General features: G+C 68.0%; 18 protein-coding genes. 5 read left to right on the forward strand and 13 right to left on the reverse strand.

Features of this window, described 5'->3' with window-relative positions:
* Positions 1–26: 26 nt before the first annotated feature.
* The 5 genes from TY25_RS09950 to TY25_RS09970 all read right to left on the reverse strand — a co-directional run bounded on the left by TY25_RS09950 (position 27) and on the right by TY25_RS09970 (position 5,903).
* Complete coding sequence (locus TY25_RS09950) at positions 27–434, reverse strand: hypothetical protein (RefSeq protein ID WP_042255637.1); 408 nt, start codon at positions 432–434, stop codon at positions 27–29.
* Positions 435–542: 108 nt separating this feature from the next.
* Positions 543–1,868: a pyridoxal-phosphate dependent enzyme gene (locus tag TY25_RS09955; protein WP_042255638.1), complete on the reverse strand. Its 1,326-nt coding sequence runs from the start codon at positions 1,866–1,868 to the stop codon at positions 543–545.
* Positions 1,868–3,355, reverse strand: coding sequence for a type III PLP-dependent enzyme domain-containing protein (locus TY25_RS09960; RefSeq protein ID WP_042255639.1), 1,488 nt, complete (start codon positions 3,353–3,355; stop codon positions 1,868–1,870). Before TY25_RS09960 ends, TY25_RS09955 begins: the two co-directional genes overlap by 1 nt.
* The gene (locus tag TY25_RS09965) at positions 3,352–4,635 is read right to left on the reverse strand and encodes a heavy-metal-associated domain-containing protein (RefSeq protein WP_226887486.1); all 1,284 of its coding nucleotides are present in this window, start codon (positions 4,633–4,635) and stop codon (positions 3,352–3,354) included. Before TY25_RS09965 ends, TY25_RS09960 begins: the two co-directional genes overlap by 4 nt.
* Positions 4,636–4,637: 2 nt before the next feature.
* Positions 4,638–5,903, reverse strand: a complete 1,266-nt coding sequence (locus TY25_RS09970) for an aminotransferase class V-fold PLP-dependent enzyme (protein ID WP_042255701.1) — start codon at positions 5,901–5,903, stop codon at positions 4,638–4,640.
* Between the two features lie 166 nt (positions 5,904–6,069).
* On the opposite strand from TY25_RS09970, the gene TY25_RS09975 reads away from it, so the two are divergent.
* Positions 6,070–6,492: a pyridoxamine 5'-phosphate oxidase family protein gene (locus TY25_RS09975; protein ID WP_042255641.1), complete on the forward strand. Its 423-nt coding sequence runs from the start codon at positions 6,070–6,072 to the stop codon at positions 6,490–6,492.
* Between the two features lie 10 nt (positions 6,493–6,502).
* Here the strand turns inward: TY25_RS09975 and TY25_RS09980 are convergent, their stop codons facing one another.
* The 3 genes from TY25_RS09980 to TY25_RS09990 all read right to left on the reverse strand — a co-directional run bounded on the left by TY25_RS09980 (position 6,503) and on the right by TY25_RS09990 (position 8,733).
* Positions 6,503–6,937 carry a CBS domain-containing protein gene (locus TY25_RS09980; RefSeq protein ID WP_042255643.1) on the reverse strand — a complete coding sequence of 145 codons (435 nt, stop codon included), beginning with the start codon at positions 6,935–6,937 and terminating at the stop codon, positions 6,503–6,505.
* Positions 6,938–7,028: 91 nt separating this feature from the next.
* Positions 7,029–8,291: a PucR family transcriptional regulator gene (locus tag TY25_RS09985; protein WP_029899631.1), complete on the reverse strand. Its 1,263-nt coding sequence runs from the start codon at positions 8,289–8,291 to the stop codon at positions 7,029–7,031.
* A 205-nt stretch (positions 8,292–8,496) separates the two neighbouring features.
* Entirely contained in the window at positions 8,497–8,733 is a 237-nt protein-coding gene (locus TY25_RS09990) for a hypothetical protein (protein WP_014984799.1), read from the reverse strand.
* Between the two features lie 859 nt (positions 8,734–9,592).
* On the opposite strand from TY25_RS09990, the gene TY25_RS09995 reads away from it, so the two are divergent.
* Together TY25_RS09995 and TY25_RS10000 are read left to right on the forward strand one after the other, a co-directional pair.
* On the forward strand, positions 9,593–9,814 hold the full coding sequence (locus TY25_RS09995; RefSeq protein WP_029899630.1) for a DUF397 domain-containing protein: 222 nt from the start codon (positions 9,593–9,595) through the stop codon (positions 9,812–9,814).
* Positions 9,815–9,902: 88 nt separating this feature from the next.
* Positions 9,903–10,790: a Sco1979 family transcriptional regulator gene (locus TY25_RS10000; protein WP_014984802.1), complete on the forward strand. Its 888-nt coding sequence runs from the start codon at positions 9,903–9,905 to the stop codon at positions 10,788–10,790.
* A 442-nt stretch (positions 10,791–11,232) separates the two neighbouring features.
* Here TY25_RS10000 and TY25_RS40430 read toward each other — a convergent pair whose 3' ends face one another.
* The 4 genes from TY25_RS40430 to TY25_RS10020 form a co-directional block, all read right to left on the reverse strand.
* Positions 11,233–11,463 carry a hypothetical protein gene (locus TY25_RS40430; RefSeq protein ID WP_226887355.1) on the reverse strand — a complete coding sequence of 77 codons (231 nt, stop codon included), beginning with the start codon at positions 11,461–11,463 and terminating at the stop codon, positions 11,233–11,235.
* A 296-nt stretch (positions 11,464–11,759) separates the two neighbouring features.
* Positions 11,760–12,062 carry a putative quinol monooxygenase gene (locus tag TY25_RS10010; RefSeq protein ID WP_029899627.1) on the reverse strand — a complete coding sequence of 101 codons (303 nt, stop codon included), beginning with the start codon at positions 12,060–12,062 and terminating at the stop codon, positions 11,760–11,762.
* 34 nt (positions 12,063–12,096) lie between these two features.
* Positions 12,097–12,786, reverse strand: coding sequence for an SDR family oxidoreductase (locus tag TY25_RS10015; RefSeq protein ID WP_042255644.1), 690 nt, complete (start codon positions 12,784–12,786; stop codon positions 12,097–12,099).
* Between the two features lie 32 nt (positions 12,787–12,818).
* Positions 12,819–13,349, reverse strand: a complete 531-nt coding sequence (locus tag TY25_RS10020) for a DUF2599 domain-containing protein (RefSeq protein WP_042255645.1) — start codon at positions 13,347–13,349, stop codon at positions 12,819–12,821.
* A 183-nt stretch (positions 13,350–13,532) separates the two neighbouring features.
* Here TY25_RS10020 and TY25_RS10025 point away from each other — a divergent pair, with 183 nt between their 5' ends.
* Positions 13,533–14,642, forward strand: a complete 1,110-nt coding sequence (locus TY25_RS10025; protein WP_172595839.1) for a lipase family protein — start codon at positions 13,533–13,535, stop codon at positions 14,640–14,642.
* Between the two features lie 174 nt (positions 14,643–14,816).
* Here TY25_RS10025 and TY25_RS10030 read toward each other — a convergent pair whose 3' ends face one another.
* Complete coding sequence (locus TY25_RS10030; RefSeq protein ID WP_042255647.1) at positions 14,817–15,059, reverse strand: hypothetical protein; 243 nt, start codon at positions 15,057–15,059, stop codon at positions 14,817–14,819.
* A gap of 342 nt (positions 15,060–15,401) precedes the next feature.
* On the opposite strand from TY25_RS10030, the gene TY25_RS10035 reads away from it, so the two are divergent.
* Positions 15,402–16,577, forward strand: coding sequence for a lipase family protein (locus tag TY25_RS10035; RefSeq protein WP_042255648.1), 1,176 nt, complete (start codon positions 15,402–15,404; stop codon positions 16,575–16,577).
* The last annotated feature ends 73 nt before the right edge of the window (positions 16,578–16,650 follow it).

The raw sequence follows: 16,650 nt of genomic DNA on the forward strand, positions 1-16,650 counted from the left end.
TCGGGCTCGCGACTCGCTCGATGCGATCAAGGCAGCACCAGGCACGCGAAGCCCAGGTTGACACCGGTGCCGACGGTCGCCTGCGTCGAGACGAACTCGCCCTCGTTGCGCACCGCGTAGACGGTGTGATTGCCGGGGACCAGCGGCGTCCACTTCGCGGTCACCGTGCCGGAGCTGGGGACCGTGATCCAGCCGCCGGGGTCGAAGGTGCCGGTGGGATCGAAGAATCCGACGACGTCGCCGGGTGTCGCGGTGGCCGTGGCGATGTAGGTGCAACTCGTGCCGAAGGCGGTGGAGCTGCCGAAGCTCAGTCCGGGCGCCACACCGACGGCGTTGACCGTCGCGGGCGCGACCGGCGCGGCGACCACCAGGGCCGCGGACACGGCGCCGAACGAGGTCAGCGCGGCGGCGATGGATTTGTTCGAGCGGAACATGATGAACCATCTCTTTCGGGCATTGGCAGAGAAAATGCAGCACGGTGCTGCGCTCACCGGTAGTTTGCCTGCGATGGCCCCGGGACACGCCCGGAATCGAGTGATGGATCAGCCGCGCTCGAGCGGCAGGCCCGCGGCCCGCCACGCGGCGACCCCGCCCGCCAGGCTGGTGGCGTCGTACCCGGCCTGCTGCGCGCGGGCCGCGAACCGCAGCGAGAGCTCGCCGACCGGGCACACGAACACCAGCGGCCGCGACCGCGGGAACGGAATGCCCTGGGCGAACATGTCATCGAGTTGATCGTCGCGGATATTGAGCGCGCCGGGCACGTGCCCGATCCGGTAGGCCATGGCGCCGCGGGTGTCGACGATGGTCGGCTTGCCGGTGCGGTCCAGTTCGGCGAGTTCGTCCGGGGATACGGTCGGGGTCGCGGTCAGTTCGGCCGGGGTCGGCGCGGTGGCGCGCGCGGCGGGCGAGAACAGGTCGGGCCTGCGCTTCTTGATGTAGGACAGGTATGGTTCCAGCCGGTCGCAGACGATGAACACCGCGACGACCGGGTCGTCCGTGGCGCGCGCCGAATCCGCTTCGGCGGCAAGGGTATCCAGCGCGGCCACGTAGCTCGCGCCGCTGGTCGGCCCGGCCAGGATGCCGTAGCCGGTGGCCAGGCGCAGGGTGGCGTCGACCGCGCGGGCGGCCTCGACGGTCACGATGCTGTCGTAGAAGTCGGGCTGGAACAGGCCCACCTCCCACATCTCGCTCTCCGAGCGGATCCCGGGAATGAAGTCGGCGCGCTCGGAAACAACGGCGACAGCGCGCAATTCGGGATTGTGCTTGCGCAGGTAGGTGGCGGTGCCCCTGGTCGAGCCGGTGGTGCCGAGTCCGCCGATGATGTAGTCGACCCGGGTGATCCCGTCGGCGGCGAGATCCTCGTGGATCTCCCGGCCGGTGCCGTGGTGATGCGCCTCGATGTTCTTCTCGTTGGTGTACTGCGAGGCGTGGTGGTACGCGCCGGGCCGCTGCGCCATGGTCGCCTCGATCACCGCGTAGACGTCGTTCGGCGTCGTCGGATCGGGGCACTCGGAAAGCCCTGGCAGCTCGACGATCTCGGTACCGAACAGCTGGAGCAGCTCGCGCACCTCGGCGACCTTGATCCGATTGGTGACCGCGCGCAGTCCGATGCCGTGCACCGCGCCCAGGATGCGCAACGCCTTGGCGGTATTGCCGCTCGACGCCTCGATGAAGCTCTGGCCGCGCGCCACGATATCGTCGAGTTCGTCGCGGATCATGCCCCACGCGACCCGATCCTTGACCGAGCCGAAGGGGTTGTGCGACTCCAGCTTCGCGTACAACTCGACATTGCGCAGGCCGTGTACCGCCGGGTCGAGGCGCAGCAGGGGAGTGTTGCCGATGAGTTCGGTGATGTGGTCGTAGCGCATCAGCGCGCCTCGGTGCTCTGGCGCGGCGCCGACGGTGGCCGGGACGCGAGTGGTGGGGTGTGCGCGGGCGCCGGTTCGTACTCCGCGTCGTGGCACACCCGGAATTCGTTGTCGTCGTGGGTCACGACGAGCTTGCTCGGGCGCGGGTGCATGGACGCGGACGCCGCGGACAGATCCATGTGGTACGCGGCGGTGTTCGGGAACACCACCAGATCACCGGGCCGCGGCCGATCCGCAAGCCACACCAGGTGATTGGTGACCAGATCGCGCTCCAGACAGAGACGTCCGGCGAAGTACACACCCGCCGGGGCACTTTCCGTGACGGCCCGCCCGTCGCCAGGCAGGATGACGGGATCGACCATCACCTCCTGGTCCGCCGGCGTCACACAGTCCCGGCTGAGATCGAGGTGCACCAGCACGCTGCCGTCCGCGATCTCCTTGACGAACTCGACCTCGGCCACCGTCACCCCCGCGTGATCGGCCAGCGCCTTTCCCGGCTCCAGCCACATGTCCAGCAGATTGTCCGCGAGCACCTCGGCGACGGTGCGTCCGCCGTGGCGCGCCAGTGCGGCGCCGAGCACGTCCTCGAGCAGCGCGGTCGCCGGAATCGTGTTGGCGTACTTGTGGAATACCGGGATCCCGTGCACCGCACCGTTGGCCACGTGATACCCGAAGGTGTTGTTGCCCCAGCTCATCGGGGCCCGCAGGCCGAGCAGCGCATCGCGTAGCGCCTGGACGTACTCGTCGAAACGATCGGCGTCGGCGGTGAAGACCTGCCGGAACCCACCCCCGATATCGACCACCGAGGGCGTGAGGCCACGCGCGTAGCTTTCCTCGATCAGCGACAGGCAGGCGTCGATCGCGCGGACGCGTTCCCCCGCGTCCCCGGAGTCGAGGTGAAAAGCGAAGCCGAGGAAGGTGATTCGATCCTGATGCGCGCAGAGCAGGTCGAAGGCGGCGGCCACCGCGGACAGCGGCACGCCGAACCGGCTCACCTGTGCGTCGTGGAATCCGGACAGGCGCAGCAGCACCGGGACGGCGGCATGCGGCTCGGTGAGTTCGGCGATGCGGCGCAGCTCCCACAGGTTGTCCACGTTGATCGTCACGCCGCGGGCGATCAGATCGCGCAGGAACACTTCGCCTTTCGGCCCGGTGACCTCGATGCGCATCGGCCCGAAGCCCGCACCGGCCGCGCTCGCCAGCTCCTGCGGCGAGGCGACATCGACGGCGATCCCCGCGCGCTCTGCGGTGCGGACGAACGCCTGCGACTGATTGACCTTGTGCGCGTAGCAGATTCGATGGCCGGGCAGCCGCTGTTCCAGCAGCGCACGGAACCGCCCCAGATTCTCCGCGAACACCTGTGGGAACAGCAGGTGCACCGGCGAGCCGAACCGCCGCACGGTGTCGGCGACCGCGCCGGGGGTGTCCAGATAGGCGCGTACCAGCGGATGGATCTTCGCGGGTAGCGCCGGTGGCGCTGCCGTCATACCGCGGATTCCGACGGCTGAGCGGCGACCGCGTCGTCGGCCGGGGTCTGCGGCCGCTCGGCGACCGGGTTGTAGCCGCCGTCGCGGATCGCCTCGAACGCCCGCGCCCGGTTGCGCGGGCTGCGGAACTCGGCCACCACACGCTTGCTGATCAGATCGATCTCGACCACCCGGATGTCCATCGACTCGAGCACGCCGCCGATCGTCCGCACGCAGTGCTTGCAGGTCATATCCGGGACGTAGAACACCTGATCCTCGGCGGTCGCCGCCCGGTCGGCGGTCGCCTCGTTCAGCTCGGCACTCACCTCGGCCGGCTCGCAGCGACCGACCAACTGCTCGAACACCGCGACGAAGCGGTCCACCACCACCGGCAGGATGCTGTAGTGCCCGCCGCCGAGATGGTGCGGCATCGCGGCCAGGCAGGCGGGCCTGGTGCCCGCGGGCAGCAGTGCGTACTGACGGGAGATGAGATCGAGATCGTCGTGGTACTTGGCGATCGCCTCGGGAATGGACAGGCCCTCGACGTGGGTCGCGCGCCGCATCACCGTGTGCGCGTCGGAGATGGTGGCGTCCTTCATCGCCCGCAGTGTCGCCACGGTCTCCGCGGAGTACCGGACGGTGCCGTCGGGCTGGGTGATCAGTGTCACCGGGATCATGCCGCGCCGGTACGTGGAAGCCTGCAGTTCCCAATACCATCGGGTCGCGACGGCGGCGAACAGGCCGGATTCGTGGAGGCCCCGGGCGAATTCGGCGGCACTGCGATACGGGGTCTGCCTGGCCAGCAGCGCATGCTGGGCGAGCGCGCGACCCGCCGCCTCGATACCGACCCGGAAGATATCGGTCGGTTCGTGATCGGTGGTGGTCGCGTCGAGCACCGCGTGCTCGCGCGGGCCCAGCGCCGAGACGCGTTCGGCGAAAGCGGTATTCGCCTCGAACGCGTGCCACAGCGCGAGCACGGTCTCGCGCATGGCGATCGGCACCAGCGGGCCGAGGCCGTCCGCGCGGAAGTGGCCGGTGTTGGGGATGCCGTCGCTGTCGGTCCAGGTGATCCGGTGCGTCGCACTGGTCACCTGGTAGGGACGGCACGGGCGCATGAACCGCTCGAGGTACAGCCGCTGGGAGTAGGTGAGGTGACTGTTCGGCTCGGTATGCAGTGCGGTGCAGGTGTATTCGAAGCGGCGGGGGTCGGGCAGCGGTACCGGCGTGCTGAACAGCCCGGGCTGGGCCAGACCCGCCAGCACCCGGGACGCGGCCCTGCGGTCGTAGCGCGGGGTGTCCATGGTCACGTGACCTCCTCGGCAATCGTCATGACGCACTTGGTGAACCGGTCGATCTCGTCGGCGGTGTTGTAGATGTGCGTGCTGACCCGGACCGAGTCGTCGTGGCCCGCGGGGTTCTCCTCGGGCGCGACGGTGCAGTGCAGACCGGTCCGGACCAGGAAACCCAATTCACTCAGCACGAACCCGAGGTCCGCCGCCGAGATCCCGTCCAGCGTGAACGAGACGATGCCGTAACCGACCGGGTCAGGCGCGTAGGCCGGTCCGGGCCGGAACTCGAGCCCGCGGATCGGCCGCAGCCCCTCGATGAGGCGCAGCGTCAACATGCGGTTGTGCGCGGCGATGGCGGCGACGTCTAACGATTCGAGCACCTCGAGCGCGCTGCCGAGCGCGAGGATGCCGGGAATGTTCTGCGTGCCGCCCTCCAGCAGCGCCGGCATCGCCGCGGGCACCAGGCCTGCCGCGCTCACCCGCACCCCGGAATTTCCGCCGGGCAGGAACGGCACGAGCCGATCATGAACTCGCCTGCGGCAGTACAGGATTCCGGTGCCCGGCGTGCCGAACATCTTGTGCGCGGCGAAGATCGCGAAATCCGCGCCGAGCTCGGTCACGTCCACCGGCAGATGCCCGCCGCTCTGGCTGCAGTCGAAGCACAGCAGGATCTCGGGGTCGAGCCGGCCGCGCAGTTCTTCCAAAGTGGTCAGCCCGCCGTACACGTGATGCAGATGGCTGGTGGTGATCAGCCGGGTGCGCGGGCCGACCTTGGCCAGGATATCGGTGGTGTCGGCCGCGCCCGCCGCGGTCACCCGGTACGGCACCAGCTCCAGCCGGCGCCCGAACCGCGCGAGCAGGCCGCGCAGGTGATGCCACGGATGCACATTGGACGCGTGATCATTTGGGCTGTAGAGGATTTCGTCGCCGTCCTCGAGCACCGCCAGGCCCCAGGAGAGCGCGACGGCGTTCAGTGCGGCCGTCGCCCCGCCGGTGAAGACCACCTCGTCTGCGTGCTCCGCGCCGATGAACGCGGCCGCGCGCTGCCGGATGCGGGTGATCCGCCCGCTCAGGCTGGTGGCCCACGGGTAGGTGCCGCGACCGGCGTTGGCGGTGCGTGAGCTGTGATAATGGTTGATCACGTCGATGACCGGCCGCGGCTTCTGCGTGGTGGCCGCGCTGTCCAGGTACACCTCGGTGGATTCGGCCAGCGCCGGAAAGAGCTTGCGGACCGCGGCCTGCGCGGGCGCAGCGGAGGACCGCTCAGCCGGTGGTCGCACGATATGCGACCGCGAGGCGTGGGATCGCAACGTGACGCTCCCTCCGAAAAAGCGCTGAGCCGGATGCGCTGGGACGCCCCCAACGATACGCACTTTTCCTGAGGTCTCGAAGGTTTCTCGTGGGCAATGCCTTTCACGCCACCGGTTTCCGGCTAGTCTGGGGGTCATGGCTTTGACCTTGAAAGAGCGTCAAGAGTTCCTCGCCCAGCCGCATATCGCGGCGTTGTCGGTGGCCGCGGGCCCCGATCGCGGCCCGTTGACCGTACCCGTCTGGTATCAGTACACACCCGGTGGTGAGCCGTGGCTGCTCACCGCGGCGGATTCGCAGAAGTTGCGCGCCATCAACGCGGCCGGGCGGTTCACCCTGATGGTGCAGCGCACCGAGCCCAGCGTGCGCTACGTGACGGTGGAGGGGCCGGTCGCCAAGATCACCCCGATCACCGACGCGCTGCATCACGAGATGGTCGAGCGCTACCTGAGCGGCGACGCGGTCGACGCGTACCTGAAACAGGCCGCGGACTTCGGCGAACAGGTCGTGGTCTACCTGCGACCCGAGCACTGGCTGTCGAAGGACCTCGGCAGCATCTAGCGCACTCGGGTCAGTACTTGCCCTGCAGGTACTCGACGAGGTGCTGGCGCTCGGTGGCCAGCTCCGAAATCGCGCTCTTCACCACGTCGCCGATGCTGACGATGCCGACCAGCCTGCCCTCGCCGACCACCGGGAGATGCCGAATCCGGTGCTCGGTCATGGTGTTTCGCAGGCTGTCCACCTCGTCGTCGGGACCGCAGGTGCGCACGTCGGTGGTCATGATGTCGGCGACCGAGGTGTCCAGCAGCTCGGCGCCGCGCGCGTGCAGGGTGCGCACCACGTCGCGTTCGGAGACGATGCCGACGATCCCGTCACCGTCGGGCGTCACCACCACCGCGCCGATATTGTGCTCGGCCAGCGTGGCCAGCAGGCTCCGTACCGTCGTGTCGGGCGCGACCGTGGCCACGTCGCATCCTTTTCTACGCAAGATCTCGGCTATTCGCATGCTTCACCATCCAGACGTCCGCGCGGCAGTTTCAGGATCCCAAGTCGAGGTCCCGGTGGCCAGCACGAATCCGTTACGGGGCACGCCGGGGTCACAGGCGACGGGTGACGCTGCGGTCCAGATCGCGGGCGAGCAGGGCGATCGCGGCCTGCGAAATCCCCGCGGAGGTGGCCAGATCGATCGAGGTGAGCTGGGCGATCCGGCGCAGCCGGTAGTCGACGGTGTTCGGGTGCACGTACAGCTGACGTGCGGTGAGCTGCCGGTTCATGTCGTTGCCGAGGTAGGCGCGCATGGTCTCGAACAGCTCGGGGTGGGCGTCGAGCGGGGCGAGCACGGTGGCGATGCGCCGGGTGGCCGGACCGCCGCGGGTGAGCTGATACTCCACCGCGAGGTCGGCCATCTGATAAAGGCCAGGGGGCTTGCCACCGACCCGCACCAGATTGAGCAATTCGTGGGCCTGGTCGGCGGATTCGGGCACCTCGTCGGTGTCGCTGGCGACGACGGTCGCGGTGAGCGGCACCTCGGCCGCCTCGGCCAGCCGCGCCAATGTCTCTGCGGTCATGGTGGTTTCGCCGTCCTCGCCGATCGGGACCAGCATGGTGCCGCCCTTGGTGCTGAGCAGCGCCAGTGCGCGCGAAGCGAACACGGTTGCGAGCGCGGATTGCAGCCTGCGGAGCTTGCGTCGGGCCGCGACATGCGCGTCGACCCGCGGGTCGCGCTCGTCGGCGTGTTCCGAAAGCGACAGCGCGACAACCTGATACGCGTCGGCGATCGGGATGCCGGCCTGCCGGGCCAGGGCGGAGCTGCCGCGCCCGCTGAGCAGCGCGGAGGCCAGCGTCTGCGTGGCGGTCTGGTGCTCCTTGGCGACGAGATGCTGCTCCTCGACGTAGGCGTCGGCCACCGCGGCGGTAACGGCCTCGAGCAGTTCCAGCATGAGATCGCTGGCGACGAGCAGTTCGCGCACGTCGTCGGCCTTCGCGGGCGCGGTGACCAGACCGAACGCGATGCGCACGCCCTCGTGATAGCCGCGCAGAATGGTGCTGAGCGGCACGCCTTCCCGGGCCCACTGGGTGGCCGCTTCGCGGACCTCGCCGAGTCGTTCGTCGCCGGGTACGGCCCGGCGATCGAACATTTCCGCGACCAGACCCAGGCAGCTGCGGGTGAGTTTCGTGACGTCCCCGCGTAATTGCTCGCCGGGCAGGGTGCGACAGGGGGCCATGCAGGTGGCGAAATATCCCACCATTCGCGAAGCAACCCGGTCGGTATTTTGTAGCGGCATCGAGGCCGGCCGGCCGCCGATTTCGAGCGCTGTGTCGGACGAATCAGCGGAAAGATCCAGCGCGGAGAAGGTCATTCGGGTCGCTCCATTGCCACGTCGGGCGGAAAAGAACGGTGCCCGAATCGTTCGGCTCACTATACGAAAGGGTGCTGCGCGTGGTGGCTTATCGATGAGATCTATTGGGAGCCTACGACATTATCGAGTCGTCTGGTCATGACCTGGCACAGTGCACAAGACATTTGGCAGTCACGACGCTACTCTGGCGGAAATTGAACGGCTGCTACTCGTCGTCCAGGCCGGCGGAAAGGTACGCGGCGGCAGCGAGCCACTGCCGGCATTGCGGGCCGTGGACTTCGTGGGCCGACAATATGTCACGCGCCAGTCGATAGGTGAGGCCCGGCGGTTCGACACCGCAGTCGGACACCGGGAACTCCGGTGCAGGACATTGCCGCGGCAGCTCGACGCCGGTGCCGCCGATGACGGCGACCCGGCGGGGAGTCCGGAATGGCTGGCTCATTCGACCGCCCCTCGCGTGTGGCGTGTGGGGAGGTTGCTGTGTAGGCGCCGCCGGCTCGAACTCCCTGCGTACCTCCCCGATATGGCACCGAGTCTAGGCCGCTGTCGCTTACAGATGCAAGTACATCTGCACGGACGCCGCCGATGAACATGGGGGAACGGGACGGAAAACGCCTTCGCGACGAGCTGTCGCGAACCTCGGGGGCATATCGGGCGAATTGGCCGTGGCGGTAGCTGCTCGATGGCACCGGCGCGCGGACGCGCGGGGAACCGAGTTGTCGTCGGCTGTTCCGGACGGCTGGGTGCCGCCGACCCGGCGCGGCGGGTCGATGGTGGACTTGACGCGGGGCTTTGCGGAGACGGGATCGCTCGATCGGGTCGTCCTCTATATAGGGCAGCGCCTCGAACCGGTCCTCGCCGCACCGTGACTCGGTTGATCACGGAACGGTCTTCGCCGCGCGTTCGGTAGCTCCGGATGTGCCTCGGACCGGAGGTGGCCGAAGTGCGGGTGGTGGGCCGATGACGGCTCTCCCGGGCGGGGGCGGTGCCCTGGCACGCGCCTGGCGGCACCCCGGAATGGTCCATTCGCGCCCCTGGCGTGCATGTCCCACCGGACCCATCCGCGTTGCAACTGTAAGGGATTCGTGCAGGTCAAACGGGTGTGCGCCGGGCCGCGCGGTCCGTACCACCGGGTCGAAACAGGCTTGCCTCAGATCTCGGACCGAGTGGTCCGAATTAGTAGAGGCGCGGCGGCGAACATCGTGCTATCGTCCAAACTGTTGGTGCAAATGCAAGAACGTTTGAGAGTGCAGATGCACGAACCGATTTGCAACAACTGGCGATACTGAGGAGTGGGGAACATGTCGGATACAGCCATGAACAAGGTCATCGGAACCTGGCGTAAGAGCTCGTTCAGCAACCCCAGCGGTAACTGCGTCGAGGTCGCCGAGGCGACCAACGGCCAGGTCGCAGTGCGTAACTCGCGTGATCCGGAGAGCGGTACGCTCTTCTACACCCGTCCGGAGATCGACGCGTTCGTACGCGGCGCGAAGGCGGGGGAGTTCGACTATTTGACGAGCTGAGCGGTAGCATTAGCGATCGGTGCGGTGTGTTTCGCGACAGGTGGTTGTGACACACTGTGGGCAACCTCGAGTATCGGAGACGAACTCAATGATCGCTGAACCCAATGACGATGGTCAGGTCGATGCCGTTGTCGCAGAACGAGGCCCGACGGTGCTACGCATCGCGTTGGGTGGCCAGCTGCGCAAGCTCCGGGAGAGCAAGAACATCACCCGCGAGGCCGCCGGCGATGCGATCCGTGGCTCGCACGCGAAGATCAGCCGTCTCGAGTTGGGCCGCACCGGTTTCAAGGAACGCGATATCCGGGATCTGCTGACCCTCTACGGCGTCACCGACGCCGAGGAGCGCCAGCGGTTCCTCGAGTTGGCCAGGCAGGCGAACGAGCCCGGTTGGTGGCATCGCTACAGCGACCTGCTGCCCCAGTGGTTCGGCACTTACCTGGGCCTCGAACAAGCCGCGAGCAAGATCCGCACGTACGAAGCGCATCTTGTTCCGGGACTCCTGCAAACACCCGAATACGCCAGGGCAGTGGTGGCGCTCGGGTATGAGGACGCCGACACCGATCGGCGGGTTCAGGTTCGGCAACGCAGGCAGGAAATCCTGCACCGGACCGATCCGCCGGTCGTGTGGGCGGTGATCGATGAGGCGGCGCTGCATCGGCCCGTCGGTGGGCCGCGCGTGCAACGCGAACAGCTCGAGCACTTGATCGAACTGGCCCAGCTGCCCAATGTCACCGTCCAGGTGCTGCCCTATTCGGCAGGCGAACACGCCGCCGCGGGTAGCTCGTTCAGCATTCTGCGCTTCGCCGAGGCCGAACTGCCGGACATCGTGTACCTGGAGCACCTGACCAGCGCGCTGTACCTGGACCGCAGGCAGGATCTGGCGCTGTACCTGTCGGTGATGGACCGGCTGAGCGTGCAGGCCGAGCGGCCGGAGAAGTCGATGGAGATCCTCGCCGGTTACGCCGCAGAACTATGAGCCACCCCGCGACGGGGTTTCCAGAACGCCACGCACCGCCACGAGGACGGGCGTGGTTTTCCGGTTTTCGGGCCCTTCGTCGCGGTACCGGACGGGTGTCGAGCACGGCGCGAGTGTTGTCACGTGACGATCCATGGCCGACCTCTGCGATCACAGTCGGACCCGGCTGTTCGGCTCGGGTGCGGCAAGTTTCGGCGCGCGCGCCGAACGACGCAGCGCCCGCACCGAGGGTGTCGGTGCGAGCGCCGGTACGTGGTTCGGCCCGAGCGAGGGGATACTCGATCCGAACTGAGTCGGTCGGCTCGGCGGAACTATCTGCCGTAAGGCCTTGCGCCGCAAGCCCTGTGCCTGAGGGTGAATCATCGCCAGTGGAGCAAGATGGCTCAGGGCTTGCGGGACAAGGCATTTCGGCATGGGTGGCGCGCCGAGCCGCCCTGTGGAGCTACTGCCGGATGAAGCTGGACGCGATCCGCCAGAACGTCGCGGGCTGCATGGTGTGGAAATCCCAGTCGTCGACGACATCGTGCGCGGTGGTGACGATCCGGTCGATATCGAAATCGTGCCGGGTGGCCGCGCCGGTGGACTCGACGGCGTCGATGACGAACGCGACGGCGGTCTCCCGGGAGTATGCGCTGTTCCTGTGGCCGCTCCGGGCCGACGGTGTGCTCATCATTTCTGTACCGTTCGCTGGCTGGTCGACCAGTGCGACATCGGCTATGCCGAACCGGACGCCGGAAAGTGGTTGGTTCATTCGAACGCCCCTGACGTTTGGCGGCAGCGGACCCACGGCGACTTCGGCCTTCGGCTCGCCCATGCGGCCTCCCCTGGTTGTCCCCTGTAAAGCGTTGCGGGACTGAGTTTAGGTCGCTGTACCTTTCATATGCAAGTACATCTGCACGATCGATTTGCAAGCGCACGTGCAGGATTAGCGTCTGAAAGTTTGCTGAAGCGGCGGTTACGCGGAATTGATCAGCTCGCGCCGAAAACGACATCGGTGCTGTAGTCGATCTGCGTGCCGGGCTCGACGAAACGATCGGCCGCGGCGCGCATGGCCAGGAAATGCTCGGTGAAACGGTGCGCCTCGGCGGCTTCGTCGTCGGTGTAGAGCTGATAGAGGAAGAAGCGGTGCGGGTCGAGGCGGTCGGCGCAGACGTCGAAGCGCAGGCAGCCGGGCTCGTCGCGGACCGACGACACGGCACTGCGCGAGATGGCGTCGAGGAAGTCGGCGCGGGCGCCCTCCCGGATCTTCATGGACACGATGCGGCTGAACACAGTTCCTCTCCTATCGAGAACGTCGACTGCAACGTCAATCGGTAAGGGCGGCACCACCGTTCGCGCCGCCGGCGAGCGCGGCCACCGCGCGGTCAACTGGCGTGTTGCCCGCGACGAGCTCGAGCGTCGCGCCCGCGGTGTGGCTCGCGGGCAGTAACGCGGCGATGACCTGCGCGACGTCAGCTCTGGGGATATCGGCCCGGGGGACCGGCGGTCCGGCCAGCGTGACCAATCCGTTACCGGCGGTGTCGACGAGGCGGCCCGGACGCAGGATGGTCCACTCCAATTCGCGCCCGCGCAGGTCCTCCTCGGCCTGTGTTTTCGCGTCGATATAGGCCGCCCAGACGTCGTCGGTGCCGGCCGCGGGCGGTTGGCCGGCGCCCATGCTGGAGATCTGCACGAAGCGCTGGGTGCCGGCGCGTTCGGCGGTCTCGGCGAGCCGGACCGAGCCGTCCCGGTCCACCGAGTACTTGCGGGCCGCGCTGCTGCCCGGCCCGGCGCCCGCGGCGAAAACCGCTGCGTCCGAACCGTTCACGACGGCCAGCAGGTCGTCCGGCGCGGCTTGCTCCAGGTCGAGCAGGACGGGTTCGGCGCCGGTCGCGATGATGTCGTCGGCCTGGTCCGGTTTGCGGATCAGGGCCGCGACCTGGTCGCCTCGGCTGGTGAGCAGCTGGGCGAGCAACAGGGCGATCTTGCCGTGTCCCCCTGCGATGACAACGCGCATGGCTGCGTCCTTTCGGTAGCGAGCGGTCCGCCTCAGCGTTCGGGGCCGCCCGGGTTGCACTGGGCGTCGACGGTGGCCTGGTAACCGACCGCCGGGCGCCACGGTTCCAAATTCCAGCTGGGCTTGTCCGGCTGGATCAAGCGGGCCCAGATCCAATGGCAGCGGAACTGGTCGTCCATTCCGGGAGTACCCGCTTCGGGCGAGCGGGCAAGCACCTCCTGCCAGGCCCGGGCCTCGGCGTCGGTGGCGGTGGTCTTGCGTCCGGCGTCGGTGGGGAAGACGAGCAGCCGGTGGCCATCGATGGTGTCGGTCCACGTGACGCGGTCGATCAGCGGCAGCCCGGCATAGGGATCGACGGTCGGCGTAGCGGCGGCCGTGCGGGGCGGGCTCGGCGGGCCGGCCGGGGGAGTCGTTGTGGCGGTAGGTGATATCGCGGCCGGGCCGTCGGAGCCGCAGCCTGCGAGCATCGGCAGCAGCGCGCCGCAGACGAGCGCGAGGGCGCGGGCCCGACGTGCCGGGTCGCTGTGCCGGTGGACGCGAACCGACCGGTCCGGGCACTCCATTCGAGCTCCTTCCGCAGCGGCGCCGGGCGCCGTCACGTCCGTGGACCTGACCACCTGAGCCTAGCGACCACCCGGTACCTTCGACAGTCGCCGAGCTCGAGGCCCCGCTCAGGCCACTGATTGTGGTGGCTTGCCGTCGCTCGGCCGGGTGGGGATAGTCGGTCGATGATGTGTACACGGATCATGGCTGGGGCGGTTGGAGTCGTGGTCTCGGTGGCGGTCGCGCTGGCAACCCCGGCGACGGCGGGGGCAGGCGAGGCACCGGGAACGGTGACGCAGCTGGCGGAACTCACCGGGCGATTTCGAGTGGACGGCGCGGCGACCGCGCAACGGCTGACCTATTGGTCGCGCGGGCCGCGCGGACCGATGCAGAGCACCGGCGTGGTCTACCTGCCACCGGGACCGACGCCGCCGGGCGGTTGGCCGATCGTCGCCTACGCGCACGGCACCACGGGTATCGCCGACCAGTGCGCGTTCACCCTCGAACCCCGCCCCTACTATCTCGATACGCTGTACCCCGAGCTGCTGCGCGCCGGCTACGCGGTGGTGATCACGGACTACGTCGGGCTCGGTACGCCCGGCACGCATCCCTACTTGGACGGACCGTCGCAGGCGCGCAGCGTGATCGATGCGGTCCGCGCGGCGAAAACGATCCGGCCGGAGCTCGGCGCCAAATGGGCGACGCTCGGCCAATCGCAGGGTGCGCAGGCGGCGCTGTTCACCGCCGCGCTCGCGCCGGACGACGCGCCGGAACTGCAGTTGCGCGGGGCCGCGGCCACCGGGCCGCCGTCGAATCTCGAGCTGGCGATCGCGATCGCGGGCCCGTGGATTCCGCGCCTGCCGTTGGAGAAGACGCCCGCCTATGTGGCGATGCTGCTGGCCGGATTGCGGGCCAGCGCACCGGAACTCGACGTCGACAGCTATCTGACACCGACCGGTCTGGCGGCTTTGCGGGTGGTGGAGACCGAATGCATCACCGACGCCAACGCACGGCTGGCCGAGGTATCGATCGGGGCGATGCTGGCCAAGCCGCTCGACGATCCGGCGCTGTGGTCCGCGGCCCGGGCCATGTTGCAGATTCCGACCTCGGGCTACACCGTCCCGCTCTTCATCGGTCAGGGGCTGACCGATATGGAAGTGCCTGCGCCGCTGACCGCAAAGCTGATCGCCGAGCTGTCGCTGTCCGGCACCGACCTGGAGACCCATGTCTATCCCGGCGACCATCTCGGTGCGGCCCGGACCTCGCTGCCCGACTCGCTGGCGTTCCTGCATCGCGTCCTCGATCCGGCCTGACGTTCCCGCATCGGGTGCAACGACCGCGCTCGAGCGCGGTCGTTGCGTGTTTCGATGTTCGGAATTCACGGAAAAATGAGGAATAAGTGCGCGCGATGCACGGATGCACACCGTGCTGATGCGCAGAATATGGTGAGAATGGCGAATTTCCGGCCGTTTCGGGGCGGAAGATATTCAGTGCCACAGGGATCGGCAGGGGAGCCGGCGTAATCCGGGACGTACCTTGCCGTCCACGGTGACGGTGAGTCCGGCATGCAGGGCGGCGGAGGTGAACTCCCAGGCTTCGGTGTTGCTCGCGGCATATTCGAGAATCAGCGCGTCGTCGGGTGTCGGTCCGTCGAAATAGACGGTGACCCGCCGAGTCGGCGCCTCCTCGACGTGTGTGTCGTAAGCGAGTCTGTGTGCAGTGCCGTCCATGCCACCGTCTCCTTTTCCGCCGGCCGGTAACCGCTCCGGTAAGTGTGAAGGTAAGGGGGACACCATGGCTTAGAACATGTTCCGTCCTATTGGCTGGACATGTCACAGGGACGCTGAGGGTCGGTGGGGCTCCGTCACGAGCGAATGCGCCGCCACGTCACAGACCGGTCGCTCCAAACTTGTGAATTCTCAACACGATCTCCGCAGCCGGTGCCGCTCGACGGAGAAATTGTCGAGGATGATCACAACGTTGGACCATTCGAGAGGTACCGATCGATGAGCCAGGCCCCACGTTCGGCGGGGGGAGCGTCCCGCATCCGACTCGGACGCGCATTCGGCGCCATGGCGGCCGGGGTGATGTTGGTGGCGACCATGGCGGGGGCGGGCCACAGCGCACCGCTCTATCCGGCCCCCGACCCCGATCCCTTCTACGCGACACCGGCGGATATCGCGGACCGGCAGCCGGGCGAGGTGCTCGCCACCAAGCCGATGCCGCCGCTGCCGATCTTCCCCGACACCACGGTGACCCTGGTGCGGTTCCGTTCCACCAGTTCCGAGGGCAGGCCCATCGCCGCGACCACCACCGTGCTCACGCCGCGTGCGCACGTGCCGGACGGGCCGTTGCTGTCGTTCCAGCACATCATCAACGGGCTCGGCGCCGAGTGCTCGGTGTCCAAGGTCCTCTACACCGGCGACCCGAACCTGGTCGTGCGGGAGGCGCCGGGCTGGAATGTGCTGCTGCAGCGCGGCTGGACGGTTACGCTGCCGGACCATCTCGGCCCGAACTTCGCCTACGGCGCCGCGAAACTCGGCGGGCAGATCACTCTGGACGGCATCCGGGCGGTCAAACAGGTCGCCGAACTCGGTGTGCGGCACAGCAAGACCGCGATGGTCGGTTATTCCGGTGGTGGTATGGCCACCGCGTGGGCGGCCGCGCTGGCGCCGAAGTACGCGCCGGAGCTGGAACTGGCCGGCGCCGCGATGGGCGGCGTGCCGATGAACCTGGTCAAGATGCTGGAAGCGCTCGGGCTCAGTTCGCATCCGGTGTTCGGCCTGGCACTGGCGGCCGGTCTGGGGTTGGAACGCGAATACCCTGACCGCTTTCCGCTCAGTGACCAGCTGAACGAGCGGGGCCTCGCGGCCCGCGCGCAGATCGCGAATAGTTGCACCAACGACATCTTGGCAGCGGGTGCCGGTCGCGGCGCGCTCGATTTCGCGAAGACCACCTCGATGATCAACGACAGCACCGCGCGCGGCGTGGTCGAGGAGAACAGCCTGGAACTCTACGACGGCGTGCCGAAAACGCCGGTGTTCGAATGGCATTCGCCGATCGACGGACTGATCCCGGTGGACGCGGTGGTGAACACCGACCGACGCTGGTGTGCAGCGGGTGCCACCGTGCAGTCCGAGCAGATTCCGGTGCCCGATCACCTGACCGCCGCGGTGCTCGGCATCCCGGCGGCACTGGGCTGGCTGGACGCGCGCTTCCGTGGCGAGCGGGCCCCGAGCAACTGCTGAACGAAACGGGGGTCTTCGGCTCGGTTGTTGCGGTTCGGCCACGTGTCTCCTACGACTCGGCCGCTTTGCGGGA

The sequence above is a fragment of the Nocardia brasiliensis NBRC 14402 genome, from assembly GCF_000308475.2.
Classification (GTDB): Bacteria; Actinomycetota; Actinomycetes; order Mycobacteriales; family Mycobacteriaceae; genus Nocardia; species Nocardia brasiliensis.

What these genes read in the sequence shown, in the direction of transcription:
- TY25_RS09985 (WP_029899631.1), bottom strand. Translation starts at nt 8,291, where the DNA reads ATGACCTTCTCCGCGCTGGATCTTTCCGCTGATTCGTCCGACACAGCG.
- TY25_RS10015 (WP_042255644.1), bottom strand. Translation starts at nt 12,786, where the DNA reads ATGCGCGTTGTCATCGCAGGGGGACACGGCAAGATCGCCCTGTTGCTC.
- TY25_RS09995 (WP_029899630.1), top strand. Translation starts at nt 9,593, where the DNA reads ATGTCGGATACAGCCATGAACAAGGTCATCGGAACCTGGCGTAAGAGC.
- TY25_RS09960 (WP_042255639.1), bottom strand. Translation starts at nt 3,355, where the DNA reads ATGACGGCAGCGCCACCGGCGCTACCCGCGAAGATCCATCCGCTGGTA.
- TY25_RS10020 (WP_042255645.1), bottom strand. Translation starts at nt 13,349, where the DNA reads ATGGAGTGCCCGGACCGGTCGGTTCGCGTCCACCGGCACAGCGACCCG.
- TY25_RS09990 (WP_014984799.1), bottom strand. Translation starts at nt 8,733, where the DNA reads ATGAGCCAGCCATTCCGGACTCCCCGCCGGGTCGCCGTCATCGGCGGC.
- TY25_RS10025 (WP_172595839.1), top strand. Translation starts at nt 13,533, where the DNA reads ATGGCTGGGGCGGTTGGAGTCGTGGTCTCGGTGGCGGTCGCGCTGGCA.
- TY25_RS09955 (WP_042255638.1), bottom strand. Translation starts at nt 1,868, where the DNA reads ATGCGCTACGACCACATCACCGAACTCATCGGCAACACTCCCCTGCTG.
- TY25_RS09965 (WP_226887486.1), bottom strand. Translation starts at nt 4,635, where the DNA reads ATGGACACCCCGCGCTACGACCGCAGGGCCGCGTCCCGGGTGCTGGCG.
- TY25_RS10030 (WP_042255647.1), bottom strand. Translation starts at nt 15,059, where the DNA reads ATGGACGGCACTGCACACAGACTCGCTTACGACACACACGTCGAGGAG.
- TY25_RS09980 (WP_042255643.1), bottom strand. Translation starts at nt 6,937, where the DNA reads ATGCGAATAGCCGAGATCTTGCGTAGAAAAGGATGCGACGTGGCCACG.
- TY25_RS40430 (WP_226887355.1), bottom strand. Translation starts at nt 11,463, where the DNA reads ATGATGAGCACACCGTCGGCCCGGAGCGGCCACAGGAACAGCGCATAC.
- TY25_RS10035 (WP_042255648.1), top strand. Translation starts at nt 15,402, where the DNA reads ATGGCGGCCGGGGTGATGTTGGTGGCGACCATGGCGGGGGCGGGCCAC.
- TY25_RS09975 (WP_042255641.1), top strand. Translation starts at nt 6,070, where the DNA reads ATGGCTTTGACCTTGAAAGAGCGTCAAGAGTTCCTCGCCCAGCCGCAT.
- TY25_RS10000 (WP_014984802.1), top strand. Translation starts at nt 9,903, where the DNA reads ATGATCGCTGAACCCAATGACGATGGTCAGGTCGATGCCGTTGTCGCA.
- TY25_RS09950 (WP_042255637.1), bottom strand. Translation starts at nt 434, where the DNA reads ATGTTCCGCTCGAACAAATCCATCGCCGCCGCGCTGACCTCGTTCGGC.